The sequence below is a fragment of the Undibacterium sp. Ji22W genome (assembly GCF_049340305.1).
Classification (GTDB): Bacteria; Pseudomonadota; Gammaproteobacteria; order Burkholderiales; family Burkholderiaceae_D; genus Undibacterium.
Genome location: NZ_JBMPOU010000001.1, coordinates 282,008 through 307,924, shown reverse-complemented (window position 1 = coordinate 307,924; position 25,917 = coordinate 282,008). Strand labels below are relative to the sequence as shown.

Genomic DNA, 25,917 nt, shown 5'->3' with positions numbered 1-25,917 from the left:
TCACGATTATGCTCAAAAATCTACCAGCTCACCGCCGCACCTTCCTGAAAGCAGGAGCGACATTGCTATTGTCGGTGCTGGTTCCCAAAGCAGCAAATGCAATGCAAATTCTGGCGGTGCGCGTATGGCCTGCGGCGGACTATACGCGTGTGACTTTAGAAAATGACGCTGAACTCAAAGCGACGCATTTCTTAGTCAAAGATCCGAATCGCATGGTCGTGGAAATCGAAGGCTTAACGCTCAATTCCACACTAAAGGAATTGGTCGCTAAGATTCAAACGAATGATCCCTATATCAAGCAAGTACGGGTAGGCCAAAACCGCCCGAATGTCGTGCGCATGGTATTTGATTTGAAAGAAGAAATTAATCCTCAAGTATTTACGTTGAAGCCCATCGGCAATTATCAACATCGCTTGGTGTTCGATCTTTATCCCGCCAATCCGGTTGACCCTATCACAGCGTTGATAGAAAAAGGCGAGTGGCACAAGGATGATGCGTTGAATGCCGCAATGACCGGTGGTAGTAAGAACGACAATACCAACACCAAAGTTGAAAACAAAAGTAGCGACAAGACCACGAATAACACAGACAAAGTCATTGCAGACGACAAGCGCCCTGGCAACTCACAAATACGCATGATTACGATTGCCTTGGATCCTGGTCACGGCGGTGAAGATCCGGGTGCTATCGGGCGCGGCGGTAGTCGCGAAAAAGATGTCGTACTGGCGATCGCCAAACGCCTCAAACATCAGTTAGAACAAGAAGACAATATACGGGTAATGCTGACCCGCGATGGTGATTACTTCGTGCCTTTACAAACCAGAGTGACCAAGGCACGCGGCGTACAAGCTGACTTATTCGTCTCTATCCATGCGGATGCCTTTGTGGAGACCACTGCACGCGGCTCCTCCGTCTTTGTCCTTTCCGAAAAAGGCGCGAGCTCAACCGCTGCGCGTTGGCTCGCGAAGAAAGAAAATGATGCCGACTTAATCGGTGGTATCAATATCAAAAATCAAGACAAACAACTCGCAGGCGTCTTGCTCGATTTATCAACGACGGCGCAAATCAATGACAGTATGAAGCTGGGCAAAGTCGTCTTAAAAGAAATTTCGTACGTGAATCGCTTGCACAAAGCGGCCGTTGAACAAGCTGGCTTCGCCGTCTTGAAAGCACCGGATATACCGAGTATTTTGATCGAATCTGCTTTTATCTCAAATCCTGAAGAAGAAGCGCGTCTCACGGATGAGGCCTATCAAGCAGAATTAGCCGATGCGATCGTCAAAGGAATTAAAAAATACTTTGCGAAAAACCCGCCTTTGAATCGCGGGAAAATTGCCTAAGTTCGCTTATTTGGCTGAACTTGTAGGTTTCCCCGCATCCCGATCCGCAGCTACAAAACTCAAAGAGAAGCTTGATCGCAGCACGACAAACCGCCAACTAAAACGCTGGCACTACCGCACCTTTATAACGTTCCTGTATAAATTTCTTCACCTCGGGCGAATTTAAGGCTGCCGCCAGTTTTTTAAATGCTGGGCTATTTTTATTATCTTCACGCGCCACCAGCAAATTGGCATAGGGTGAATTTGCATCTTCAATAAACAGAGAATCTTTTAAAGGATTGAGCTTCGCTTCAATCGCGTAATTCGTATTAATCAAAGCCAAATCAACTTGCCCCAAAATACGTGGCAAAGTCGCCGCTTCTAACTCTTTAAACTTCAAGTTTTTGGGATTATCGATGATGTCTTTTTTGGTCGCAGAAATATTGTTGATATCTTTTAATTTCAATATACCCTGCTTCGCTAGCAAGATCAAAGCGCGCCCCGAATTGGCTGGATCGTTGGGAATCGCAATCGTCGCGCCATTTGGCAAATCACTGAGTTTTTTGTACTTGGTTGAATAACCAGCAAATGGTTCTACATGCACTTTCACCAGCGGCACTTGTAAATCGTTCTTGTGACTCTTTTTGAATTCATTGAGGTAAGGCTGCGTCAAATAATAATTACCATCCAAATGTTTCTCATTCACTTGCACCGCCGGCTGTATGTAATCCGTAAATACTTTGATCTTCAAGATCACGCCTTGCTTAGCTAATTGTGGTTTCACAAATTCCAAGATTTCTGCATGTGGTACGGGATTGGCCGCAATCGTCAGCGTATCTTGCGCCTGCGCGCTGCCAGCCAGAGACAAACCAATGAACGCCAGTGCAGACAAAGAATGACGAAATTTTTTTTGAATTTTCTTTTGAATAGGAGAAAACATAGAGGTAGACGTTTTTCTGAAATTATTTGCGAGTAAAACGAGCGACTAAGACATCGCCCAACCATTGAATTAATTGTACCAAGATCACCAAAATCGCGACCGTCACGATCATGACTTCAGTTTGAAAACGTTGATAGCCGAACCGTAGTGCGAGATCTCCCAAACCACCACCACCAATCACACCCGACATTGCAGAATACGATACCAATGCTATCGTGGTCACGGTTGCGGCCGCCAGTAATCCTGGCAAAGCCTCAGGTAATAAAGCCTGCAAAATAATTTGATGCGTTTTCGCGCCCATCGCCTGACAAGCTTCAATAATCCCTTTGTCCACATCGCGTAAAACATTTTCTACCAAGCGGGCAAAAAACGGCGTCGTGCCTATCACCAAAGGTGGAATTGTTCCTGCGACACCTAACGAGGTTCCGACTAAGAATAAAGTCAATGGAATTAAGACAATCAATAAAATAATGAAGGGTACAGAACGCAGCAAATTGACCAGAAATGATAGCAACGCGTAGATACCACGTTGCTCTAACAATTGCTTTTTACTGGTCAAAAATAGTAAAACCCCCAACGGCAAACCCAACAAGATGGTCAACAGCAATGAGACACCCGTCATCGTCAATGTGTCGAAACTTGCCTGCAGAATATCTTCCCAATCAATCACTGAAAAATCCATCTCAATTCTCCCGCGCTTGATTAGTTTGATTAATTTGATTAGTTTGATTTAGCAAATCATTCAGCACATCCACCCGAATATCCGCCTGTCCGAATAATTTAAGCACGCCGTCCAACTCAGCTTCCTCGCCAGAAACTTCGACAATTAACTGTCCGTAAGGTGTATTTTTGATTCTCGCAATCACGCCTTGCAAAATGGTGATATCGGCCTTAGTCTGCGCGGTGATCCGACTCAGAATCGGCTCATGTGTGGCAGAGCCAACATAGGTCAAACGCAGCAAATAACTGTGCGCAGCTGTTTTCCCCCTTTGTGCCAGTTCTTGTAACAAACTCAAATCCAAAGCTTGATTTTCTGCGACTAAGCTTTGCGTCACCGCGTGACGCGGATGTAAGAACACTTCAACCACATGTCCCGTTTCGACGATTTCGCCACGATCTATCACCGCAACTCGATCACAAATACTGCGTATCACTTGCATCTCATGGGTAATCAAAACGATCGTCAATCCCAGTTTTTGATTGATATCGAGCAGTAAGCGCAAAATCGACTGTGTGGTTTCAGGATCTAAAGCGGAGGTGGCTTCGTCGCATAAAAGCAAGTGTGGATAATTCGCCAAAGCACGGGCAATTCCCACACGCTGTTTTTGTCCACCCGAAAGCTGTGCCGGGTATTTATCAGCATGCTCGTTCAAACCGACCAAATCCAATAATTCTGCAACCCGTACAGTACGTTGTGCAGCAGTATATTGGCCAGTCAATTTCAATGGAAAAGCGACATTTTCCGCCACCGTTTTTGCACTCAGCAGATTGAAATGCTGAAACACCATACCGGTACGTTGACGCAAAGCTTGTAACTGGTTAGCGTTGAATTGCGTGATATCCTCGCCTTCGATTCGCACTACACCACGGCTAGGTCTTTCCAATAAATTTAGTGCGCGCAACAAGGTACTTTTGCCAGCACCAGAGCGACCAATAATGCCAAATATCTCACCTTGTGCAACGTGCAAATTGACGTTTCGTAGCGCTGATACTGTCTGCCCCTGCACTTGGTAATCTTTTTCTAGCTGCACAATTTCGATCACAACGACTTCCTTGTAGGTAGGTGATGATGAACTTCATCAAGTTAGATCACTGATAATGATCAAGACATTCTATCGAAGTCGATGCTGACTATCCAATCTTTTAAATGCAGATGCTTATTCCGATAGCGTCTGTAGTTCACCAAAGAATGTGGTCGATGTGCAGAGTGGTCACTGGTATTCTTGGTCTGACACAATCTCAGCATCGGAATCACATGCAATGCCTGCCGCGATCCAGCGCTTTACCAAGCTGCGAGTCAGTGGTTCTAAGAATGGGGGTAACCAAAGCAGATGTTCGCTAGGACTCACTACCATGCCGCAACGGTAGTGACCTTCGACTGACGACCATATTAAAGCACGACAAGCGCCGCGCCACTGCCACAGAAAAATTCGTGCAACGGGACAAGGATCCGCCAAACAACAAACTCCGCAACCATTGCAGGCTTGACCCGCTATTGGCTTTAGCGGCGCTTCTGGGTGTAACCAAATAATTTGATTTTCAGTGCCAGAAGTTCGCATAAGCCAACAAAAGAAATAGAGTTAAGAAGTTTTCTTTTTAAAGAATTGACGTCCAAATTTCCACACTAATCCGAGGATGATAGGCACGATTGCAGCGCCCACGCCGACCATCACAATGATAGACAGATTATTTTTAATTAAAGGAATATGTCCAAAATAAAACCCTGCCAAGATCAAAGAACCTATCCACAGCACTGCACCTAGCACGTTATAAATCTGAAAGTTTTTATGCGTCATTTCAGAAAATCCCGCGACAAAGGGGGCAAAAGTGCGAACGATCGGTGTAAAGCGTGCCAGAACGATGGTCTTACCACCGTGCTTTTCATAAAAAGCATGCGTTTTTTCCAAGGCACTTTTATCTATCCAGCGCGAATTACTCGCCATCACTTTATGGCCTATGGTACTGCCTATCCAATAATTAATTGTATTGCCAGCAATCGATGCAAATAAGAGCAAGGCGATCAAAAACCAAGGATTCATCGCACCAGCAGCGCAGAAAGTTCCGGCAATAAAGAGTAAGGAGTCACCCGGCAAAAAAGGGAAAATAACAAAGGCAGTTTCACAAAATATGATGGCAAATAACACGACGTAAATTAAAGTTCCGTATTGTTCGATCAATTGACCCATTTTATCGGCATGTAATACCATTTCCAAAAACTGCATCAATTCCATAACGCTCAACTTTCTATGAAGGCAACACTGATGTGCCTTATCTTCACTGGTTTATACAGAAACTAATATCGCACTTAAACTGCAATCCATACCGACACGGATACGAAAGACTTCGCTGACTAATTTATCGACAAGTAGTAAGCCACGCCTGCGGCGACATCATACACCAAGCGAACACAGTTATAATGACAGCATGACGACATCTCTTTCTCTCCGCCCGATTCAGGCGCTACCCGATCATTTAATTTCTCAAATCGCTGCAGGCGAAGTGGTTGAACGACCGTCCGCCGTAGTAAAAGAATTACTCGAAAATGCATTAGATGCTGGCGCGAGCAATATTACAGTGCGACTGGAAGAAGGCGGCGTGAAACGCATTGCCATCATCGATAATGGTCGCGGCATTCCAGCCGATCAATTGCCGCTCGCTGTGCAACGCCATGCAACGTCCAAGATTAGCTCGCTGGAAGAGCTCGAAAACGTTGCCACATTAGGTTTTCGGGGGGAAGCCTTGGCTTCCATATCGTCGGTGGCGATTCTGACACTCACAACCCGTACCGCCGAAGCGCCACATGCGTGGCAGATCGAAAGTGGCAAAATTACGCCTGCCTCTGGCGCACAAGGTACCACCGTCGATGTGCAAGACTTGTATTACAACACCCCAGCACGCCGTAAGTTTTTAAAATCAGAACAAACTGAATTTGGACATTGCGCCGAAGTCGTGCGCCGCATTGCATTAGCACGCCCAGATGTTGCGTTTTCTTTATCGCATAACGGTAAAACCGTCGATCATTGGAACGTCAGTGCAATCGACAAACGCAGCGCCACTATCTTAGGCGACAATTTTGCCAGTGCCCGTTTACCGATTGATGAAAGCGCCGGCCCCTTGCGTCTGCATGGCTTCATCGGTTTACCGACCGCTTCCAAAGGCCGCGCTGATGCACAGTATTTCTATGTGAATGGACGATTTGTCCGTGACAAATTGTTGACCCATGCGGTGCGTGCTGCGTATCAAGATGTGCTGCATGGCGATCGTTATCCATCTTATGTAATTGCCTTAGATCTCGATCCCGCTTTAGTCGATGTGAATGTGCATCCCTCCAAGATCGAAGTACGTTTTCGCGATAGCCGCGCCGTGCATCAATTTGTCTTTCATGCCGTCAATCGCGCCTTAGCGCAAACTTCGGCGACAGCGTTTGGCACAGTGCCTGGACCAGCGACCGCAGGCTTGGGCGAGACGCAGAGTAATAACGGACGACTGCCATGGGTAGGCGGCGAGCAAACCAGTTTCTCTGCGCAATTTGCATCCCCTGCTTTTGCCATCAATGACAGCAATCTGAATCAAAGCGGTCACGGCAGCTATGGTGGCAATGGCAATGGCAATGGCAATGGCTACGATTACAGCTTTATGCAGCAACGTGCACAGGGGGCGGGCATCGCACAATCCGCAGAAACTTATGGCGCATTTTTTGGTGGCAAAGCCGCACACGCATCCGAATCCAATTTACCGAACGACGATCATCCGCTGGGCTTCGCCCTCGCCCAATTGCACGGCATTTATGTGTTGGCACAAAACAGCAAGGGCTTAGTCTTAGTCGATATGCACGCAGCACACGAACGCATTTTGTACGAGCAATTGAAAAATGCACTGGATGAAAACGCCATGCCAGTACAGGCTTTACTCATCCCCATGACCTTTCATGCCGATGGTATCGAGGTCGCGACCGCCGAAGAAAATCAAGACATCTTAAAATCACTGGGTTTTGATATTGCGGCGATTTCACCAACCACTTTGGCTGTACGTGCTGTACCCGCTTTATTGAAAAACGCCGACGCTCAATCTTTAGCTCGCGATGTCTTGCGCGAGGTCAGAGAATTTGGCGGTTCCCGCGTATTGATTGATAGGCGTAACGAACTACTCGGCACACTCGCCTGCCACACCGCCGTGCGTGCCAACCGCAGTTTGACGATAGTCGAGATGAACGCTCTACTGCGCCAGATGGAACAAACTGAACGCGCCGATCAATGCAATCATGGCCGGCCAACTTGGGTGCAGTTGGGGCTGAATGACCTAGATAGAATGTTTATGCGTGGCCAATAGTGATGCCAGCAAACGCCTTATCCGGGCGCATCGCGTGGTTGCCCTTACTCGCAATACCAGCGTATTGCTCCGTCGTGCCCCTCGCGCTGCATCCAGACTGGGACGTTTTCTGACATCACTCGATCTCCAATATCTTTTCTAAAACTATGCAACAACAAAAAATCATCGCCATCATGGGTCCTACTGCTTCCGGCAAAACCGCAGCAGCGCTGGCGATTGCGCGTGAAGTGCCTGCCGAAATTATTTCTGTCGATTCTGCCCTCGTGTATCGCGATATGAATATTGGCACGGCGAAACCAAATGCAGAAGAGTTGGCCGCAGCACCGCATCACCTGATAGACATTATCGATCCTAGCGCATCCTATTCCGTCGCGCAATTTTTGAGCGACAGCGCACGTTTAGTGAAAGAGATACGCGCACGTGGCAAGCTACCGATTTTAGTTGGCGGCACCATGATGTATTACAAAGCCTTAATGAATGGCATTGATGATCTACCGCCTGCCGATGCGGCAATCAGACTTCAACTAGACGCCGACATGGCGGTAATCGGCGCAACCGGTCTGCATGCACGCTTAGCGCAAGTTGATCCGGTCACCGCAGCGCGCTTACAGCCCAATGACAGCCAACGCATACAACGCGCGTTGGAAATCTACCAGCTCACAGGGCAAGCGATGTCCACACTAATCGCCCAACAAACACGCGCCGCAGCCCCCTTTGAATTACTTTCGATTTCACTAGAACCCAGCGACCGCAGCTTTTTACACGAACGCATCGCCAAACGCTTCGACCTTATGCTGGAACAAGGCTTTATTGAAGAAGTACGCCAACTCAAACGCAGACCCGAACTCAACGCTGATTTGCCATCAATACGCTGTGTGGGCTACCGCCAGGCATGGGATTATTTGGACGGCAGCATCAACTACCAAGAAATGCGTGAACGCGGCATCATCGCCACTCGCCAACTCGCCAAACGCCAGCTCACCTGGTGTCGCTCTATCCCCGAACGCATCGTTATAGATTGCATCAAAGACAATATTAACGAGCAAGTAGTACACCATGCACGCGCCTCATTCGGATAAACTTAGTAGAATTTAAGCGATGTTAAGGAATTTTCCTGACCCCACATAAGCAATTCAGATTATTTCTTGACGCACTGCACATCCACTGGCATAATCTTGGGCTTCTTGGTGATATAGCTCAGTTGGTTAGAGCACAGCACTCATAATGCTGGGGTCGGTGGTTCAAATCCACCTATCACCACCAGAATTTCGTCTAAGGTCATCCAAAGACGTACACGAAACCCGCTACTAGCTTAGGCTACAGCGGGTTTTTTGTTTTATGCGTTATTATTCAATCTAATGGAATCCAATTTGTTTGCGGGTATCTATACGGTTCATTTTTTAAAGTCTAAATTAAGTACCCGTAAAATGGCAAAAACCCTTACCAGAATTAGCTTTGCACTCCTTTGACTGTAACAAAACAAGGCTTCAATCGCACAATTAGAAGCAACTTAGTTGAATTTGAGAGTCATCTATTCACCAAAAATCTTTGCCCACGATGAAAAGTTAATATCATGCCAAAACTTGCGACGCCGCTCACAGATATTCAGCCAAGGACAGCAAAGCCAAAAACAAAACCATACAAGCTAACCGATGGCGGGGGTCTACATTTGCTTATAAACCCAGATGGGGCAAAGTATTGGCGTATGGGATATCGTTTCGATGGCGTCGAGAAAACATTAGCATTTGGCAAATACCCCGATGTCTCTTTGGCTGAGGCAAGAAAACATCGCGCCCTAGCAAGAGAAAAAATTAGCTCTGGTGTAGATCCTTCACAAGCAAAGCGAATCGAAAAAATAACAAGAACTATCGCAAACGCCAATACCTTTGAAGCTGTCGCACGGGAATGGCATACAAACAAGCTGGACTCTTGGCAAGAACGAACGGCAAAGAATGTATTGGAACGCCTTGAAAAAGATATTTTTCCATTAATCGGTAAATATCCGATCACAGAAATCAAAGCCCCCATCATGCTCGACGCATTACGTCAGATAGAAAAACGCGGCGCGGTTGATATGGCAAAACGCCAAGGCCAAGTTTGTGGACAAATATTCCGATATGCAATTGCTTGTGGAAAAGCTGAAGTCGATCCAATCCCGAGCCTACGCGGAGCACTAAAGCCAGTAGCCAAAGGGCACCATGCTGCAATCACAGCAGATGACCTACCTGAGTTCTTAAGAGCTTTCAATAAGATCGAAGGTCGAATGTATATCCCAACAAAAGTAATGTTTCGCCTGATGATGATGACCTTCGTACGAACGAGCGAATTGACTACTACGGAATGGTCCGAGATAGACTTGGAAAACGAAGAATGGGTGATTCCATGGCAGCGCATGAAAATGGGAAAGAAAAAGCTGAACCCTAGAAAAGTTGATCATCATGTTTTCTTACCAAAGCAGGGCTGGCATCTTTTACGTGAGCTCCATGCGATTACAGGTAATAACAGGTACCTTTTTCCCAATTTACGTGATCACGAACAGCCAGCAACAAATTGGGGAGTTCTAGCTGCGTTAAAACGAATGGGGTATAGCGGGAAAATGACGGGACATGGTTTTCGATCTCTAGCCATGGGTGTTATCAAAGAACGCCTAGGCTATCGTCACGAAGTAGTAGATCGCCAGTTGTCACATGCGTCAGGAGATACGTATGGCGAGGCGTATGATCGAGCAATGTTCTTAGACGAACGAAGATTGATGATGCAAGAGTATGCGAATTATTTAGACAGGGCAGCCGTAGGAAATGTCATATCAGGAAAATTTGGAACATACAAGTGAACTTATTTTTGCAACTATTCCTCTCGCAAAAATCCTTGCCTGGAAAAATATCAATATTAAGGACTGAATCGATCGACATATCTTGTTCGGGCTAATGTCGTTTTTACAAGCGATTAATATCAGTTCAGGATTCAACTTTAGACGTGGCTCAATTAGCTATAAAATCTATGACTACTCCATTTAATCCGATTGAGCACTTTTATTTACTTTTATTGTCTTCAACAGTCGACGAATTCACACCTTAAAGCGAACCCAGTATCACGAAGTATTGCCATGGATCGATTAAAAAACTAATCATTATAATACTTTTCCTTGACAGTACTTTAGTTGCAAGTTATACCTGTGCGAAAATCTTGGTAAGCAGACAAAATGAATACTATTGTAACCTTAGGACAAGTAACGCCACGAGAACAAGATGGAAGGGATGCATTTGCACGATTTCGCGCACAAGTACGTGCAGCAGCGATTGCCTCATTAGCCATTCTGGAATCTAAAGAGGTCGATCGAATTTATTGTGATTTGCACGATGACTACGTCATTAGGTCGTCCTTCGAAGGTGGAAGAGTTAGCTACGAGTTTGTACAGGTAAAGACAAAAGCGAAACAAAACGAAAATTGGACAATAGGAGAGCTCTTAGGAATTGACGGTAGAGTTAAAGATCTATCCAAGCATTCGGCGGCACAGATTAAAGATAGTTTTGTTGGGAAACTTTTATTGCATACAGCCATTTTCGGAGAAGCATGCGAAAAGGTTAGATTTCAAACAAACAATAATTTAGACACAAAAGCCAGCGCATTTAGCGATGGCCTTCAAAGTAATCCCTTCACTGATGAGTACGTCAAACTTGTTTTAAAGCATTTCAATGAATGCTACACCGAAAAACTAGATGCACCACTTTCTGAAGAAGATATTGAAAAATTCATTAGAAAACTTTTTTTCGAAACAGATGTTTCTCATTTAAAACTTAAGAACATTGAATTCGACAGTACTGTTCGAAAAAAAATACATGAGTATAGTGAGATTGAGCTTAGCTTCGTCGAATTGAGTCAAATTTTGATGAAGCTAGTCGAATTGGTTTCAGAAAAATCTTCTGGAGTGATCGACGATTTTAATGAGAAGAATATTGAAAAGTTTGCGTCGGTACCAAAGCAGCCTTGTCAGTGGTATCGAATAAATATCAAGTAGTTCAACCACGCGAAATTTTAGAGTTCTACCGCGATCTCACTGAAGTTTCGGGATTTGAACTGGAGACCGCTGGCGTGCTCAAAGCAGGACGTAAAGTGTGGGCATTAGCTAAGACAAATCAGAGCGCGACACTCAAAGGTAATGACGTAGTTAATGCATATCTTTTACTAGCCACGGCATGCGATGGCAGTTTAGCGACGACTGCACAATTTACAAGCATTCGGGTCGTTTGTAACAACACACTGGCTGTGGCACTCACCAATAGCAGCAACGCGGTTAAGGTGCCGCACAACACCAGCTTTGATGCGCAAGCAGTCAAGCGTCAGCTCGGCATTTCCGTCGCTTCTTGGGACGCTTTCATGTATCGCATGAAGACTTTGACTGAACGCAAGGTGAAATCCCATGAAGCCATGAACTACTTTTTACGTGTATTTACCGATCCAAGTACAACTGCCACCGGACTGTCAAACGAACGTGCCATGAAAAAAGTACAGGAGTTATATGACGGTCGAGGCAAAGGTGCTGAACTCGCTTCATCGAAAGATACTGCATTTGGTTTGCTCAACTCAGTGACCGAATATGTTGATCATGAAAAACGTGCACGAACAGTTGATCATCGCTTGGAATCTGCATGGTTTGGTCAAGGTGCATCGCTTAAGCAAAAAGCCTTAGACCAAGCCTTATTGATGATTGCGTAAACACTGCATCGGTCTATCTGTCGTTCTATAACAATTCGTGTCTTTCGGCATTATGGGCACAAGAAACTGAAAATGCCATTTACCTGCCCGGTCGAGTTTGCGCTCACCGGGCTTTTTATTTCTTCCTCAAAGGTGACGCAAATGCATATCGCTCAAAAAGTAGAGGCACCAAAATCAACTCGTCCTGCATTACGACTAGTTAAAACTAAAGAATTGAGTCGCGATGAATGGCTCGAAGTTCGTAAGCGTGGAATTGGTAGTAGTGATGCAGGCACTGCCGTTGGACTTAACCCATATCAATCGCAATTGGAGTTATGGCTAATTAAGACTGGTCGAGATGGCAATTTACCCAAAGTCGATCCAAATGATGAGACAAGTCCCATGTACTGGGGTAGTTTATTAGAACCAATCGTGGCCGCGCATTACACACGAAGAACAGGAAATCGCGTTCGTAAAATCAATTCAGTATTGCAGCATCCTGACGCTGATAAATCATGGATGCTGGCAAACATTGACCGTGAAGTGACTGGTGCACATGACGTTCAAATTCTTGAGTGCAAGACCGCTGGTGAGTTTGGTGCACGACTATGGCGTGATGGTGTACCTGAATACATCGTCTGTCAAGTTCAACACCAACTAGCAGTAACAGGAAAGGCAGCGGCAGATGTCTGCGTTCTAATTTGTGGGCAGGAGATACGGATTTATCGTATTGAACGCGACAATGCGTTGATTGCGCGCCTAATTGAATTAGAACGGCAATTTTGGCACTACGTCGAAACGGATACACCGCCGCCTGTCGATGGCTCGGAATCAGCTGAGCTAGCACTACGTTGTTTGTATCCACAAGACAGCGGCAACACGCTGAATTTGGTCGATGACACGGAGATGTCCGCTACCTTCGCAGATCTGGTCAACCTACGTGCAGACATTGCCAATCGTACTGAGTTGGAATCCTTACTCAAGCAACAGATACAGCAGCGCATGAAAAATGCCACTACAGCGCTATTTAAAACTGGCAAAGTGAGTTGGAAACGCGCTAAGGATAGTCATGCAATCGACATGACAACACTGCTCTGCGATCAACCTGATCTGGCTGAACGCTACCCACTCATCAAGCATGGAAGCCGACGGTTTCTAATTACATCCAATTGAATGCCGCAAATCAGTCTTCATTGGATTCATCTGTTAAACATTGGCCGTCTTCATTTTTGAGGGTGGCTTTCTTTTCTTGGAGCACAACATGATTAAAGGACTTGCGATCACACCGCCAATCTTAGGACGCATATCGATTGGCAGCATCGTAGAAAAAAATGGTAAGCGCCTAAGTCAACATAGTAAATTGCCGAACGATGGCTCATGGTCGTGCTTTTTCCGCGCAAGCGTAACTCCAATGGTAAGCACGCCAATAAATTATTCGAAATAGCTTGGTAGTAAGAAAGCCTTGCTACCAGACTGCGAATTGAGTTAAAGCCAGTCGTTCTAAAGATAAAAGTCCCCAGTTCATCCGCATCCCCAATTTGTACATTGAGTCGTCCAAAGGGTTTGCAAGCACCTCCCTTGGCCAGTTCGCATAAATCTGGTGATGGGCAGGGTAGACTTTGTACGCCGGCTTCCGTATATCGGCGACAGGTTTCGCCATTGCCCACACACAAAGGCCGTCCAGTTTGCCGATCAAACATGCTGTATTCGGTGCGCAGATTTAAGTCCGGTTCGTTAAATAATAGACGAACGGGAATTGAACGCAATTTGTCTGTACCCGAAGCTTTTTTCAATTCCTCATAGACGGGGTGCGTAATCCAGCCATCTCTTCCTTGTACTTGAGAAGTAATCGTAAAAAAGTCTTCTTTGACAGGTACCCGCCCTTTATAGCCAGAACCTCGGCACACACCACAGCCACAAGCTTTTACCAAATTTATTAATTCTGGTGACGATTCAGGTATTCCACTCTCTTCGAGTTCAGTTAATGTTGGGACATATGACGCAGCACATTCTCTACATACTAAACGAATCAATCTTTGCGCCATAATGCCATTTAGTGCAGAAACAAAACTATAGGTATCGATTCCCATATGTAAAAAACGACCGAGTACATCGAATACATTATTTGCATGAACACTGGTCAAAACCAAATGTCCTGTTAAAGCGGATTGAATTGCAATTTGCGCTGTTTCACTGTCGCGAATTTCGCCAACCAAAATCTTATCGGGATCATGTCGCAGAATCGATCGAAGACCTTTAGCAAAGGTAAGTCCCTTTTTTTCATTCACAGGTACCTTCAAAGCGATAGTTGTTATCGAAGATATCGCCTTTAGCGACGCTAAAAAATTGTTCACCTTTAGAAAGGTAGATTAACCATAGGCCTGTTGCCTGTTCCAATTTACCCATATAGACATAATTAAAATTCGGGGCAGTGGGGGCCGGTGGAGGGATGTAAGCAGGTGTTGTGTTAACGGGCGGTGGTGCAGGCTGCCAATTGCTTGCAGCAAAGGGATTACTAGCTAGGTTCTGATCAAAATGACGTGGTTCTAGCGAAGAAGTTGTATCAGTGATGCCATTATTGCTAAGCGGTGATTTATTCGCTTCGGCATGATGTTTTTTCGCCGCTCGTGCCTTTGTGCTCACCAATAAATCCGCTTCAACTTCAGTAGATTGCAGATACGTCCAACCGCTTGCAGCCAGCGTTGCAATTAACGCAGCTATCAAAACGAGCGGTCTTATTTTCTGCTTCACTCTTTGCATTACTTTGCACTCCAGTACAAGCGATAACGTAACTGCGCATTCAGCTCTGTTTCGTTGATCGAATTTCTATTCAGCGAAATTTTACTGATCGCTAATGTAGGCGTATCTGATAGTGCATCTGAAAAAAACTGTCTGAGTTTGGGGTAATCGCCCTTGAGTGTCAGGGCAACTTCAGTGCTTTGCACGCTGGATTTATTATCCGATGAGACCAGATACTCCGCTGTATCAGTCTTCAAGCCTTGCTTAATTGCCGTATTGGTGATGCGTGCTAAAAGAGGAGAAACGGCTGTTTGTTCAGGAAAAGAAATCGTCGCGATTGGATCTTCCGGCGGAATAGGTGTTACTGCGCTGGTTGAATTCTGTTGGGGGTTTTTAGTCAATACCAATTCTAGGTTTGCGATTCGTGCTTTTTGGGTTTGTACCAGCACTAGAATTGTCGCCAAAATGACTAACAGAAAAAAATGGATGCAATAAATCCAGATTCGTGATTTTCTATGCGGCAAATAGTTCACCTTATGCAGCCCATGTAAAAATAAATTCAAGTAACAATTTTAAAAACAATCAAGCTCCAGCAAAGCAGGAGCTTGATTGTTGAAACGCCTTTGTTGACACAGTGAGCAAATTCAAGACTAGTACCACAATATCATTTGCTTGTGCCTTTTATCAATTTTCTCCAAATGGAAACCTAAGTGTAATGTTGTAGCTGACCTCTTTTCTGCGCAAATGGAAATTTGAGATTAATGTTGGAATGTTAAAACCCGGTATTTGCTATTCAATATATGCGTAACATCTTTAATGCGAGTGTAAACATATAGCCCCGCCATTAAACCAAGGAGGCTCCTTTGTCGGTGAAATTTTTGCCAATTCTGATTTCGCCAGTTTGTCAGGTTTTAACTCATAAAAAAACGAAAACGATTTTGCTTTAGGCTCTCCAGATTCATTTATCAAGACAACATTACGGATCTTTAGAATTATACGCATGCCACGAACTAAGAAGGTACGAACACTCCCCCAATCACTATAGGCCCCACAGGCTCCCAAAACATCGTTCAGTAGAAATCTTGCCCTTCCGTCCCAATCAGATGTTGCAGTTCTTCCTTCAAACAAAAGAGAATGACTATCTGATTTTGATGCTCCAACAATTGATAGCCGGCAATGAAAAAGGCCCGAGTAATTGAAATCTTCATCATCATCCATATCGCCATTTTTACAGGTTAATTCATAGAGTGCTCGACCATCTTCATCCAAAATAGTCTTTGAAAATTTTGCAAAAGCTGGCTCCTTGAATATCTCCTTACCAGTAACAGAAGCAATTTTCGGCCACTCAGCTAAACAGCTATTATTTATAAATCCAAGTGCAACCATAACAAGTACTTTAAATATGAACGCATAGAATTTCATAATCGTGAATCTCCATTAAGTCATTTAGTTGGTGTTGTCCCTTTTGGGCAGGGCATCCAATCTGGTGTAGTCACAACTACATCCATGAATCCCTGATCTTTTTGAGCACCAGGTAATTCAATATAAAGCAAGTCAGGATAAGTAGCCAGAAACCAATCTCTCGCATTGCTATAACCGGATACAGGGGAATTGCCTCCAGCAACATCACGTGCATTATCAAAAAGCAATTCACCCGTTGTTGCATTTCGTCCGGAAACGTCTTTATAAGCGGCACGCAGATCTCGCTTTCCACCCCATTGTGATGGAATAAGTGCTGCGGACGTACTATTAATTACACCTGGAGTACCAAGCCCACCTGCTTTTCCGATGTGTTTTTTGTTACCTTTAAGTACTCGAGCTCTGCCTTTGCATTCATCATTTGAACTATCACCACCAATAAGATTCGGTTGTGGCCATACGCTGTATTTCTCGGCGTCCGCAATGAACTGCAAAAACATTCTATAGAAGTCCTCGTCATTATTAACAGGTTTCTTAGGCCTAACCACGACTTGTTGAATGGCCTCTAGCTCACCGCCACTACCACCACCCAGATCACCACCCGGATCACCACCACCAAAACAATATTCTGATCTATTTCCGTCCTCATCCTCAATCGTTTGGCAACTAGTGCTCATATCAACAAACCCACTAGGATCAATCATCATCATAGGGTTATTACGGGTATAACTCAATCGATTATACGACTGAATATTCGATGCATAAGGCACATTTGGATCTGCCGAAATGAAGCGGCCTATTGCAGGATCATAAATACGGCCATTCATGTGAATCAAGCCTACTGCATCTAGATGCTCATGATTGGTATAGCCGCGATTTGTGCTGTTGCCCTTGACCGTATTATTGGTATCCAAAGCGCCTGCCACGGTACGACGTTTGCCGAAAGGTTCGTAAGCCAGATTTTCTACGATGCTTGATCCATTCGATACCGCAGTGACAGAGCCAAGCGGATCACGATGGAAGTACAAGGTATTGTAGTTTGTATCACCGTTCATATCTAGTTGTGCTTTGATGACACCAATCACATTACTACCTACTGTAACAAAATAACGGTGCTCGACAGTACCATCACTGCGCGTCTCTTTTTCGTAGCCCAAACCACCCGCATTATCAGGATGCACGTAAATGGTAGTACCGCTTGGCGAGACCTGTTTGGTTCGTTGACGTTCCGTACCATAACTAAAGTTCAGAGTAGCATTCGGCACGGACAAACTGCTGGGCATATTCGCGCTGGTATACGATTCTGTACGACCTTGTGCAGCAATCGTATTGCCCAGGTTATCTACTTGGACTTCCTGTACCAAATTACCGTTGGCATCGTAGTTATAGAGACGCTTACCACCACTCGCCAGGGCGATTTCCGTGACGCCATGCGGGCGTGAATTAGTTGTCCCGTAAGTATAGCTACCAACATCAGAACGGTTGGTGATATTACCTATGCTGTTATAGGCATAAGTCTGATTATAAATACCAGCGCCAGAGGCATTGACCGTGTTACTGGTTAGGCGATTTAAGGAATCGTATAAGAAAGATTCGGTCAGATTTTGGTTGACATCGGTGCGAGATAAGACATTGCCGCGGGCATCATAGGTGTAGCTGAGGTTTTGTACCTCTGTTCCATCGGTATAGACCGGGGTACCCGAAGTCGAGGTCAAAATTGGTAAGCCAGCCTTAATGCTCAACACGCGTCCTGTCGCAGGATCATACGAGGTATTTGAACGGATTTGATTATATCGTTGTTTGGTGATACGACCCTCTGCGTCCATTGCATCGGCAAACCAGATAGGGGTTTGACTACTACTAGTACTGTTGCTACTGCTGATACTTTGCAAGTAACCTATGTTGGAATAGTTATAGGTTAAACCTACTTCGCCAGTGCTTTTCGAGAGGATTTGCCCCGAACCATTATAATTAAAGTTAGTCATATATCGCGCATCGATGGTATTGACGATGGTGCTAACGCGGCCAGAACTGTCATACGTGGTTTCACGTGCGTAACCGTTATCGGCACTGACTTTACAAATGCGGCCTTTACCATTCGTACAGCTATCATACTCCCAGGTGCTCACCATATCCGGTTCACTACGCGTTACGATTCGCCCCATGACGTCATAACTATTGGTCGTGACGTTTCCTTTGGCATCTGTTTGCTGCACGACTTCGCCTAGTGCATCATAGGAATACGTCCAGTTGCCCATATCTGGGTCATTCGTGGCGACTTTTCTGCCTAGGGCATCATAGCTTGCACTGGACACGTTGCCTTGTGGGTCAGTTGAGCTCAATAAATTACCATCGACATCATACGTAAAATTGATTTGATTACTCTGAAAATCAATCACTTGTACGACTTGGCCTAAGGCATTTTTGACGATGGTTTGTGTTTGATTGAGTGCATTGGTAACAATGGTCGTTAGGCCGTTATAGCTGGTTTTGGTCTGACTGCCGTCTGGAGCTGTGACGATGATAATACGGCCTAATGCATCATAGGTATTGGTAGTCCAATATATGGTGGGTGAAGGATAAGCTGTCCCCTTGTAATAAGGCCGACTCGTACGTGCTACCCGACTAAAGCTATCGTACTCAGTATCCTGAGTAATCACTGCAGCTGGATCAGAGCCCTGGGTTTGACGACGTATTTCTCTTTGTGCGCCGTCTAAACATTGTACAACCCAAGGACGGACATTATAAGGTGCCTGCTGTGTTATGACCACTTTGGTCGCTGCAGGGCAGCTGGCACCACTTGTGTCAGTAGACACCGTGGTGCCATAGGTATAGTTTGTCACAACACCTGCGCGATACTCTTTCGTCTTACGCTGGAATTCATCGTATTCGTAATTGGTACGTATACCATTTAGATCATCGATGTAGACAGGCATGTTCGCCAAGTCCATTAATCCTGCAACCTTTTGTCCCAAGGCATTGGTACTGGAAATAGGACTAATGCCACTGCTATCGTATGCCACGGTTTGGGTGACGCGGCTAGGAATTGCTGCTGTGCCGGTTGCAGTGGATGAGACCGTAGTCGTTATGCGATTGCCACGCCAATCATAAGTATATGCGGTCTTTAAGTTGAGCTGGGGATCGTTCGGCTCACGAATTGCTTCAGTTAGCAAACCTTTTACATCGTACGTAAAGCTCATTGCTTTAACTCTGGTGTCTGCCTGCGCTTGATTCACAAAAATCGCAGCGATACTTAGTGCCAATACATTTAAGCGTAACTTTTGTGACTTCATAGACTGCTCATTTCGGAAAGGTAAATGACGCATAAAATTTCCATTCATTATTCAATTGGGTTAGTAGCGCACCAAGCGCTGCGCAGCGTGCGCGCACTCAAGCCTGGTGCCTCTTTAGTGATGAATTATTCGGACTTTTGGTGACTTATTGTGAATTAGTGACCGTGGTCGTCAATGGTTGACCGTCACTCCGGTAAGTAGTAACTGTAGTGGAGGTGTAGCTTCCGACGGTCACTATGGATTGCGTTAAATTACCATTAACATCGTATTGATAGGTCGTGTTAGAGCTGGAAATTGGCGCACCCGTTAAGTCCCATGACGACGAAACTGACTGCTTCGCATAGGGGAAATAGCGACGATTAGTTGCAGTGACGCAGCTCGTTGCATTCACGAAATCATTACAGGTGTACGTGTTGGTAGTTTGCTCCAATATGCCATTGTTTCCTGAACCAGCCAAAGACTTCGTGCCAACACTCGTCAAGCCTGTATAGGGAAAAGTTTGTAAAAACTCCGTACGATTGACTATGCTAGTTTGCTGATTGGTGGACTGCACCCAGCGGAAGCCCAGGCGCTGCCATCTCGCCATATCGGTTTTTAAACCGCCGTAGTTATAACTAGTAGTAACACCTGCATCGACACCGTTGGATTGCGCCACAGACGCAACCAATAATCTTGGTTTCACTTGAGAGCGCACTGGTAATAAACTATCAGTTTGTGGGTAAACTGCATCGGCATCAGCGGTGTATACAGTTGCATCCGAAAACGGCTTGTAAGTGACCTGTGTGGTTGCACCTAAACCGTTAGTAACACTTTGAACGCGACCAAAATAGGTAAACTGAGATGGCGCCACAGAGGCTGTATTGCTATTTTTGTCGACAATTATCCAATCTGCTTTTCCGTCACCATTCAAATCAACAAAGTAATGATTAAAGTTGCTCGCAGGACTATTTGAAGGCAAAGTGAATTGAATATTAATCGGTGAAGTACAAGCGATACAGTATGTCGACGAGATGCCGATATTCACAAAACCTGTACTATTAGCACCGAGCGAAATTCTAGAAGTTAAACCATCACCACTAATATCTGCAAAATAATCAGAACCTAATGAAGCACCAAAATTACCTAATTTTGCGCTACTCGTCTCCCCACCTGTTAGAACATAGTCAAGGCCGGTTTTACCTGATGGCGCATTCACAGGATACATGATCGCAAAATCTGTCAAGCCATCACCATTAGCATCTGCAATATCGATTCGCGTCCCTGCATCATATACCGTACTCGTCGCTACGACATTGGTGTATGTGCCATTCGCGGTCGCATAATAAGTCGCAAAATACGGCAAAGTCTTATTGATAGCCATAACATCCGCACGACCATCGCCGTTCATATCAGCAAATCGCAAGTCCCATATGGCGGGATCAAAATCCGGTACGCGAGCCGTGGCAAATTGAAAATCACCGCCGCCAGTAGCGTAACCAGTTTGTGTTTTTTTGGTGCTTAAATTAATTTGTATCCAGTCACTACGACCATCACCATTCACATCGGCAAAGTAATGCGCCGTGCTTGCTGCTGAGCCGATCGTCGTCATATGCTTAGTCCAAAAGTTGAACGCTCCATCGCCTGCGCCAAGTGCTACCCAAGCTTCATTGGTAGTACGACTAACGCGGATCCAATCGGCTTTTCCATCACCATTAACGTCCGCAAAATAGTGTTCGTAAGACCCTGTATTACCAACACCTGGAACAGATGTCCAATTGGCAGCAGTAGTGAAGCTGGCGTCTGCATTTGCTTTCCCTAGCCAAGCATCATTGAGCGTGTTACCAATTTTTATCCAGGACTTTTTACCATGACCATTCAAATCAACAAAGTAGTTACTATAGTTACCGTTTTGATCTGGAAACCCTGTCATGGTTTTTGCAGTTGCGAATAGGGATGCTGTATTCGCACCAGTAACACTACGCCAATCATTTGCATCCCATGCAAAGTTTGCTGCCGGCAAACATTTTAAAATCGTACCTGCACATTGCTCAATTTTAGTGACACGAGCCGGTGCATAATTACTAGCAAGCGTTTCATACTTGATGCGATACATGGGGAAACTAGGACTATCTTTTAGGGAAATAGATTGCAAGGTAGTCACTGGTCGCTCTATTATTTTGCCCCCTTGGAATTGAGGGATGGGATTGTAAGCGACTGGCGATAACCATTTAAATTCGATTACTTTCCCTGCGTAAACAATACTACTGATAAAGTTACTACCATGCGCAGTCATCCCCATTGATAGTTCCGTATCATCCACGCCACCAGCGGAATAGTAAAAATTCATCACATTGCCGAATCGATCAGCCACTTTCGTAATTGAATAACCTGTATAAGTGTAAGTGCCATAGGTCCAAACTTGCCCAGACTTAGTAGTAACAACAAAGCTGGTTGGGCCAGTCCCCATTGATGTCGCTCCATTTGAAACAATACTCGCAAATGTCTCACGCTCCGTACGATACTGCGTCCCATTCGCACCGCTCACACCAGAAATTGGCACCAGACGCTCGCCATCCAGGCAATATGCATCATTACTTACTGTCATAATTGCGCTACGAGCGCCATCCTGCGCCTCAGTCTTTGGGCATCGCGTAATTTTTGAAATTCCAGAAAGAGTCCAACCTACACCGAGTGCACCATAACCAGACTCGCTGTTATAAACCAATGACAAATTTGGTTGCAAACCATTTATGCCAGGAGACACTTGAATCGGCACGACAATTTGCAGTGCACCGCTAGACGTTATCGACGTTTGGGCGACAGTAGCGTTTGCACCAGGTGCTACTATTCGTTGAGCATGCACTGTCATTGGAAGCGCAGCCAGTGCAACAATGAGTGACAAATACTTGAATCGGGAGAGCGTTCGAATCATTACTTTTCCTTAGAAAGAAAGATGTAAATTTCTTGAATACTACAAAGACAAACTGTCAAATTCTCTTGCTAGATCATTTTTGGCGGATTAACTGAGCCAATTTATTGATGCCAATTTATTTACTTTGGAATAATTAAAATTGGCAAAATAATAAATTATAATTAAACAATAATCAAATTTTTTTCAAAATGAGATAACTCATCAGCGATGACTTTTCTTGCTAGAGTTTATTGAGAAACCATTGCACGACCAATAGAAGTACAAAGTATTCACCGCAAATTCGACGATGATATCGACACAATTCACTAAGAAATATCGACTATTGCTTTTTTTTTGGGGGGGGGAAAAATCAAGCAACATAGTCTGGGTGAGGATTCAATCGTGGAGTGCAAGCGCTTACCGAAGTCAATCATGTGCATGCTCAGCTCAACAAAAGGACTCTGGAGACGCAATTAAATAGTATTCACAGCAAAACCAGAGGCAAGAAAGTCTTGCGGCAGTTAATGATGTTCAAGCCTCTGTTAATGCAGTTGTAGTACGCTCTCTATAACTCGCGACTAGAGAAGCAACTGACGCGGGACTTTTATTTCGCCGAGTTATGTGAACCGATTGAGAATAATGTGCATCGCCTACAACATGAAAAAATGTTTGGCGATTGAACGAGATTTACAAAACAGTAAGGCAATGATGGCCTTAAAAAAATGATAGGTAGAATTTCACCCTCCCTTTAATGAAAATAATTAAAAATTTCTGTCGAGAACAAAGTTACTAAAACACAACCATTTAACTTTTCAAAAATTCAGTCTTTGCTGAAACAGTTCTAATTCAGGCTACCATGCGAAGCGTCCTATCAATAGTCAAATTCTACTCGAACCAAATCCATGACATCCATTTCCATATTTCTTTGTAGCGGACTTACAAAGATAGCTGGAGCGATAAAAGAAGTCTGCAACGCTTGAACCATCATCAAGATGTAAATGGTAACAAGCGTTATCTGGGATATGTACGAGTCCTTTAACATCATCTCGGGTTCTTCCCAGTGCACTCGCCCAAGCTTCTCGCAGCCTATTAACCATCGTATCTCGCCCATCTTCAAATGAACCAAGTACGAAGAATGCATCGCAATTTAAGAGGATTGCAACGTGAAAATGAGGGCGATCTTGTTGAGGGACTTCTCGCGTCCAAACATAACGCACGACGGTATCATGAGCATACTTATTGTCACGCTGCGCCATTTGACGGTTATGTCTGATCTTCGCTTTAAACGATTCGATAAAGCGTTCAATCACTTGATTATCAAAATTAAAGTTGCATTCATTCAAATCGCAAGGAAAGCGAAGGTCAAATCTGAAAGCAAATACCCGACTGTATTGACCTAATGCACAAGACATCGTTTGGTGAAGTCGATCAAGGTATTCCCCTATAAGGGGTCCTTTGTCAATCTGTACAGGTAAGCCTAGGTATTGATCTTCGGAATGCAGAGTGAGGTTTGAATTGAATTGATGACGAATCATTGTAGTACTCCCGTAATGTTGTTCATACCATGCATTACTTTGAGTATTTTTTTACCGGAGTGCATCTCATTGCAGGGGCATACAAGCAATCAAAGGCAACACTGAATTGCATGGCGACTGGCTTGCTGACTAGGTTGCAGAGCGAGTAGGCGTTTGCAGTTACCTACGATAATAAGTCAGATTGCCTGCTCGGATTAACCTGACTTACGTGTGCCAGTACATGAATTATTTACAGTCGCATGTCATTACTATGCTGATAACAATCCAATCAACTCTACCTTAGAGTGACGTAACGGATGACTGAACTCACACGCGAACTAATGGTGTTACTTTCAGTGACTTAGGGATACCTAATTTCTCTACCACCTGTGTTACTGAATGCTTACAGAACACAAATTGTTATTTTAAAGTATAGGTATAAATAAGGTGTTACATAAAACATTAATTAGTTATATAAAACATATTACTTATACCGAGAATTGAAAGCTACAGAAACTTAGTCTAGGACTATCAAACGATGGTTGGATGTGAGCAAATTCCAGCAAAAACTGAATAGCGCTTACTCTGGTAAATTATTACGAGTAAGCGTTACTTGAATCTGACAAAAAAATGCACCATAAATAGCGAGGGTGGTCAGCTATCGGGCGCTCAAATTTGCTTTGCACTGGTTGAAATGCCAGCGGTGCATGGCACCAACGCCACCTTGTTTTGAACAGTGCGGGCATACCACAAGTTTTACCGCACGTCCCTTCAATGCGGCGCTAATTGCGGCTTTAGTTTGCGGAGAATGACGCAAACCCATGTGAGCGCATGATCGGTTGTAGCGTACCGTATCACGATGGATACGAGCATCATCTTCTGGCGTCCAGTTATCATTGATATGTTTTATAATCTCATTCAGCTTTTTAATCGTCAAGTTTTTCATTTGGTTTCCTTTAATGGTTTCTAAAATTTATGTTTTGTGGCTCGGTTTGTACGCAGACTAGATTACTTATGAACTAGCACAGTTGACTTTTGTTCTCTAGCTCGATTAAAACTAGTTTCCGTAAAGCCGATGCTTGCTTCTGAGAGCAACGGCAGTATTTTTGCAATGCTCTAACAGTTGCATCAACGCGCCCAGCCTTAACATCCTTTACCAACATTTCGACCTGACATTCCAACGGAGTGATCGGTTGTGTGACTTCGACATTGAGAACTTTAGTAACATCAGAATCCGCTGTGACTGTTGGTGTGACTATTCGTGTGACCACTGATGTGACTGCCGACGTGACTGAGGAGTCACGACTCTGAAGAAAAATGTACCAACATATGCACGCCGCCCCCTCAAGAATGACTGCAAACAAAAAGCTCCTCATCAATCCAATCTGTATGGCAGTTACGCCAGACAACGTAGCAAGTGGCATCGTCACGGGATCATCACGCAAAGCTTCTTTAAGGTCATTCTGACGATCTTGAAGCAGTCGCAAGCGTTTGAACTCACCTGCCTCCGCATAAAGCACTTCTAGTTTCGCCTTCAGGGTATTCAACTTCACTTTCAACGAGTCGCAACCTCGTTCACAACGGATTCGAGATTTAGCATCCAATTCCGTTTTGATTTTTTCTTGATCAGACAAAATTTCAATTAGGTTACGTTCTCGCACCAATCTCGCTGACGGCTGGTCGAACAACGCAATACGATGCATCCCAGCTTGCTGATGTGACGACAAAAGAAAATTTGCATGATTAATCATCACATAAACCATGCAGAACAACCAAAGCACCATGGATGCCAATTTTATTTTGAGAGAAGCTGGTCGACACAAAGTCAACAGCAGATGTGCACCACCCACTGCAAGTGCTCCGAATGCTGCCAACAAGATCTTCTCTTTCATTGATTCACCTAATTGCCATCCTGCGATTACCAAAATTGACAAAGAAATCCCAGTGGCAAGTAATGCGAGCGCCAAGCAAAAAAACAATGCAAGGCGACTAAAAACAAATTTTTCTTTAACTTCATCACGCATTTAACGCTCCTAAAATGAGTTGCAAAATCGTCCTT

The 25,917-nt window shown here is 44.6% G+C and carries 19 protein-coding genes, 1 tRNA gene and 4 pseudogenes; 9 read left to right on the top strand and 15 right to left on the bottom strand.

Features of this window, described 5'->3' with window-relative positions; all coding sequences use genetic code 11:
* Window positions 1-8 precede the first annotated feature (8 nt).
* Window positions 9-1,340 carry an N-acetylmuramoyl-L-alanine amidase gene (locus ACO0KW_RS01225; protein ID WP_423051919.1) on the top strand — a complete coding sequence of 444 codons (1,332 nt, stop codon included), beginning with the start codon at window positions 9-11 and terminating at the stop codon, window positions 1,338-1,340.
* Window positions 1,341-1,437: 97 nt separating this feature from the next.
* Here ACO0KW_RS01225 and ACO0KW_RS01220 read toward each other — a convergent pair whose 3' ends face one another.
* From ACO0KW_RS01220 to ACO0KW_RS01200, 5 genes are all read right to left on the bottom strand, one after another.
* Entirely contained in the window at window positions 1,438-2,259 is an 822-nt protein-coding gene (locus ACO0KW_RS01220; protein ID WP_423049848.1) for a MetQ/NlpA family ABC transporter substrate-binding protein, read from the bottom strand.
* 22 nt (window positions 2,260-2,281) lie between these two features.
* Window positions 2,282-2,941 (bottom strand): methionine ABC transporter permease, encoded by a 660-nt coding sequence (locus ACO0KW_RS01215; protein ID WP_423049846.1) that lies wholly within the window; start codon window positions 2,939-2,941, stop codon window positions 2,282-2,284.
* Between the two features lies 1 nt (window position 2,942).
* A complete protein-coding gene (locus ACO0KW_RS01210) occupies window positions 2,943-4,022 on the bottom strand; it encodes a methionine ABC transporter ATP-binding protein (protein ID WP_423049844.1) in 1,080 nt (359 codons plus the stop codon).
* 168 nt (window positions 4,023-4,190) lie between these two features.
* Complete coding sequence (locus tag ACO0KW_RS01205; RefSeq protein WP_423049842.1) at window positions 4,191-4,538, bottom strand: hypothetical protein; 348 nt, start codon at window positions 4,536-4,538, stop codon at window positions 4,191-4,193.
* A gap of 21 nt (window positions 4,539-4,559) precedes the next feature.
* The gene (locus ACO0KW_RS01200; RefSeq protein WP_423049840.1) at window positions 4,560-5,210 is read right to left on the bottom strand and encodes a VTT domain-containing protein; all 651 of its coding nucleotides are present in this window, start codon (window positions 5,208-5,210) and stop codon (window positions 4,560-4,562) included.
* A 193-nt stretch (window positions 5,211-5,403) separates the two neighbouring features.
* Here ACO0KW_RS01200 and mutL point away from each other — a divergent pair, with 193 nt between their 5' ends.
* The 8 genes and pseudogenes from mutL to ACO0KW_RS01160 form a co-directional block, all read left to right on the top strand.
* Window positions 5,404-7,308 carry a DNA mismatch repair endonuclease MutL gene (gene mutL, locus ACO0KW_RS01195; RefSeq protein ID WP_423049838.1) on the top strand — a complete coding sequence of 635 codons (1,905 nt, stop codon included), beginning with the start codon at window positions 5,404-5,406 and terminating at the stop codon, window positions 7,306-7,308.
* 146 nt (window positions 7,309-7,454) lie between these two features.
* The gene (gene miaA, locus ACO0KW_RS01190; RefSeq protein WP_423049836.1) at window positions 7,455-8,387 is read left to right on the top strand and encodes a tRNA (adenosine(37)-N6)-dimethylallyltransferase MiaA; all 933 of its coding nucleotides are present in this window, start codon (window positions 7,455-7,457) and stop codon (window positions 8,385-8,387) included.
* A gap of 107 nt (window positions 8,388-8,494) precedes the next feature.
* A tRNA-Met gene (locus ACO0KW_RS01185) sits at window positions 8,495-8,571 on the top strand.
* 310 nt (window positions 8,572-8,881) lie between these two features.
* Window positions 8,882-10,141: a tyrosine-type recombinase/integrase gene (locus tag ACO0KW_RS01180; RefSeq protein ID WP_423049834.1), complete on the top strand. Its 1,260-nt coding sequence runs from the start codon at window positions 8,882-8,884 to the stop codon at window positions 10,139-10,141.
* 369 nt (window positions 10,142-10,510) lie between these two features.
* Window positions 10,511-11,326: a dsDNA nuclease domain-containing protein gene (locus tag ACO0KW_RS01175; protein WP_423049832.1), complete on the top strand. Its 816-nt coding sequence runs from the start codon at window positions 10,511-10,513 to the stop codon at window positions 11,324-11,326.
* Window positions 11,284-12,024: pseudogene (locus ACO0KW_RS01170) on the top strand (DUF932 domain-containing protein); the annotation flags it as partial. The gene ACO0KW_RS01175 and the pseudogene ACO0KW_RS01170, both read left to right, overlap by 43 nt.
* Before the next feature lie 141 nt (window positions 12,025-12,165).
* Complete coding sequence (locus ACO0KW_RS01165) at window positions 12,166-13,176, top strand: YqaJ viral recombinase family protein (protein WP_423049830.1); 1,011 nt, start codon at window positions 12,166-12,168, stop codon at window positions 13,174-13,176.
* An 88-nt stretch (window positions 13,177-13,264) separates the two neighbouring features.
* Window positions 13,265-13,354, top strand: a pseudogene (locus tag ACO0KW_RS01160) (hydrolase or metal-binding protein); the annotation flags it as partial.
* Here the strand turns inward: ACO0KW_RS01160 and ACO0KW_RS01155 are convergent.
* From ACO0KW_RS01155 to ACO0KW_RS01110, 10 genes and pseudogenes are all read right to left on the bottom strand, one after another.
* A pseudogene (locus ACO0KW_RS01155) lies at window positions 13,347-13,883 on the bottom strand (hydrolase or metal-binding protein); the annotation flags it as partial. The pseudogenes ACO0KW_RS01160 and ACO0KW_RS01155 sit on opposite strands and share 8 nt — an antisense overlap.
* A 107-nt stretch (window positions 13,884-13,990) precedes the next feature.
* Window positions 13,991-14,303, bottom strand: a pseudogene (locus ACO0KW_RS01150) (GspE/PulE family protein); the annotation flags it as partial.
* Window positions 14,284-14,763, bottom strand: coding sequence for a hypothetical protein (locus ACO0KW_RS01145; RefSeq protein ID WP_423049828.1), 480 nt, complete (start codon window positions 14,761-14,763; stop codon window positions 14,284-14,286). The gene ACO0KW_RS01145 and the pseudogene ACO0KW_RS01150, both read right to left, overlap by 20 nt.
* Complete coding sequence (gene pilO, locus ACO0KW_RS01140; RefSeq protein ID WP_423049826.1) at window positions 14,763-15,143, bottom strand: type 4a pilus biogenesis protein PilO; 381 nt, start codon at window positions 15,141-15,143, stop codon at window positions 14,763-14,765. Before pilO ends, ACO0KW_RS01145 begins: the two co-directional genes overlap by 1 nt.
* 412 nt (window positions 15,144-15,555) lie before the next feature.
* Window positions 15,556-16,164, bottom strand: coding sequence for a hypothetical protein (locus ACO0KW_RS01135; RefSeq protein WP_423049824.1), 609 nt, complete (start codon window positions 16,162-16,164; stop codon window positions 15,556-15,558).
* Window positions 16,165-16,184: 20 nt separating this feature from the next.
* Complete coding sequence (locus ACO0KW_RS01130) at window positions 16,185-19,454, bottom strand: RHS repeat domain-containing protein (protein ID WP_423049822.1); 3,270 nt, start codon at window positions 19,452-19,454, stop codon at window positions 16,185-16,187.
* Window positions 19,455-19,599: 145 nt separating this feature from the next.
* Window positions 19,600-22,365, bottom strand: coding sequence for an FG-GAP-like repeat-containing protein (locus ACO0KW_RS01125; RefSeq protein ID WP_423049820.1), 2,766 nt, complete (start codon window positions 22,363-22,365; stop codon window positions 19,600-19,602).
* A gap of 857 nt (window positions 22,366-23,222) precedes the next feature.
* Complete coding sequence (locus ACO0KW_RS01120; protein WP_423049818.1) at window positions 23,223-23,879, bottom strand: inovirus Gp2 family protein; 657 nt, start codon at window positions 23,877-23,879, stop codon at window positions 23,223-23,225.
* A 637-nt stretch (window positions 23,880-24,516) separates the two neighbouring features.
* Entirely contained in the window at window positions 24,517-24,804 is a 288-nt protein-coding gene (locus tag ACO0KW_RS01115) for a hypothetical protein (RefSeq protein WP_423049816.1), read from the bottom strand.
* Between the two features lie 73 nt (window positions 24,805-24,877).
* Window positions 24,878-25,882 (bottom strand): hypothetical protein, encoded by a 1,005-nt coding sequence (locus ACO0KW_RS01110; RefSeq protein WP_423049814.1) that lies wholly within the window; start codon window positions 25,880-25,882, stop codon window positions 24,878-24,880.
* Between the last annotated feature and the right edge of the window lie 35 nt (window positions 25,883-25,917).

Excerpts from the sequence above, each read along its gene's own strand:
- ACO0KW_RS01120 (WP_423049818.1), bottom strand. The coding sequence starts at position 23,879 with ATGATTCGTCATCAATTCAATTCAAACCTCACTCTGCATTCCGAAGAT.
- ACO0KW_RS01125 (WP_423049820.1), bottom strand. The coding sequence starts at position 22,365 with ATGATTCGAACGCTCTCCCGATTCAAGTATTTGTCACTCATTGTTGCA.
- ACO0KW_RS01200 (WP_423049840.1), bottom strand. The coding sequence starts at position 5,210 with ATGGAATTGATGCAGTTTTTGGAAATGGTATTACATGCCGATAAAATG.
- miaA (WP_423049836.1), top strand. The coding sequence starts at position 7,455 with ATGCAACAACAAAAAATCATCGCCATCATGGGTCCTACTGCTTCCGGC.
- ACO0KW_RS01135 (WP_423049824.1), bottom strand. The coding sequence starts at position 16,164 with ATGAAATTCTATGCGTTCATATTTAAAGTACTTGTTATGGTTGCACTT.
- ACO0KW_RS01130 (WP_423049822.1), bottom strand. The coding sequence starts at position 19,454 with ATGAAGTCACAAAAGTTACGCTTAAATGTATTGGCACTAAGTATCGCT.
- ACO0KW_RS01175 (WP_423049832.1), top strand. The coding sequence starts at position 10,511 with ATGAATACTATTGTAACCTTAGGACAAGTAACGCCACGAGAACAAGAT.
- ACO0KW_RS01205 (WP_423049842.1), bottom strand. The coding sequence starts at position 4,538 with ATGCGAACTTCTGGCACTGAAAATCAAATTATTTGGTTACACCCAGAA.
- ACO0KW_RS01225 (WP_423051919.1), top strand. The coding sequence starts at position 9 with ATGCTCAAAAATCTACCAGCTCACCGCCGCACCTTCCTGAAAGCAGGA.
- ACO0KW_RS01180 (WP_423049834.1), top strand. The coding sequence starts at position 8,882 with ATGCCAAAACTTGCGACGCCGCTCACAGATATTCAGCCAAGGACAGCA.
- ACO0KW_RS01145 (WP_423049828.1), bottom strand. The coding sequence starts at position 14,763 with ATGCAAAGAGTGAAGCAGAAAATAAGACCGCTCGTTTTGATAGCTGCG.
- ACO0KW_RS01215 (WP_423049846.1), bottom strand. The coding sequence starts at position 2,941 with ATGGATTTTTCAGTGATTGATTGGGAAGATATTCTGCAGGCAAGTTTC.
- ACO0KW_RS01110 (WP_423049814.1), bottom strand. The coding sequence starts at position 25,882 with ATGCGTGATGAAGTTAAAGAAAAATTTGTTTTTAGTCGCCTTGCATTG.
- ACO0KW_RS01220 (WP_423049848.1), bottom strand. The coding sequence starts at position 2,259 with ATGTTTTCTCCTATTCAAAAGAAAATTCAAAAAAAATTTCGTCATTCT.
- ACO0KW_RS01165 (WP_423049830.1), top strand. The coding sequence starts at position 12,166 with ATGCATATCGCTCAAAAAGTAGAGGCACCAAAATCAACTCGTCCTGCA.
- ACO0KW_RS01115 (WP_423049816.1), bottom strand. The coding sequence starts at position 24,804 with ATGAAAAACTTGACGATTAAAAAGCTGAATGAGATTATAAAACATATC.
- mutL (WP_423049838.1), top strand. The coding sequence starts at position 5,404 with ATGACGACATCTCTTTCTCTCCGCCCGATTCAGGCGCTACCCGATCAT.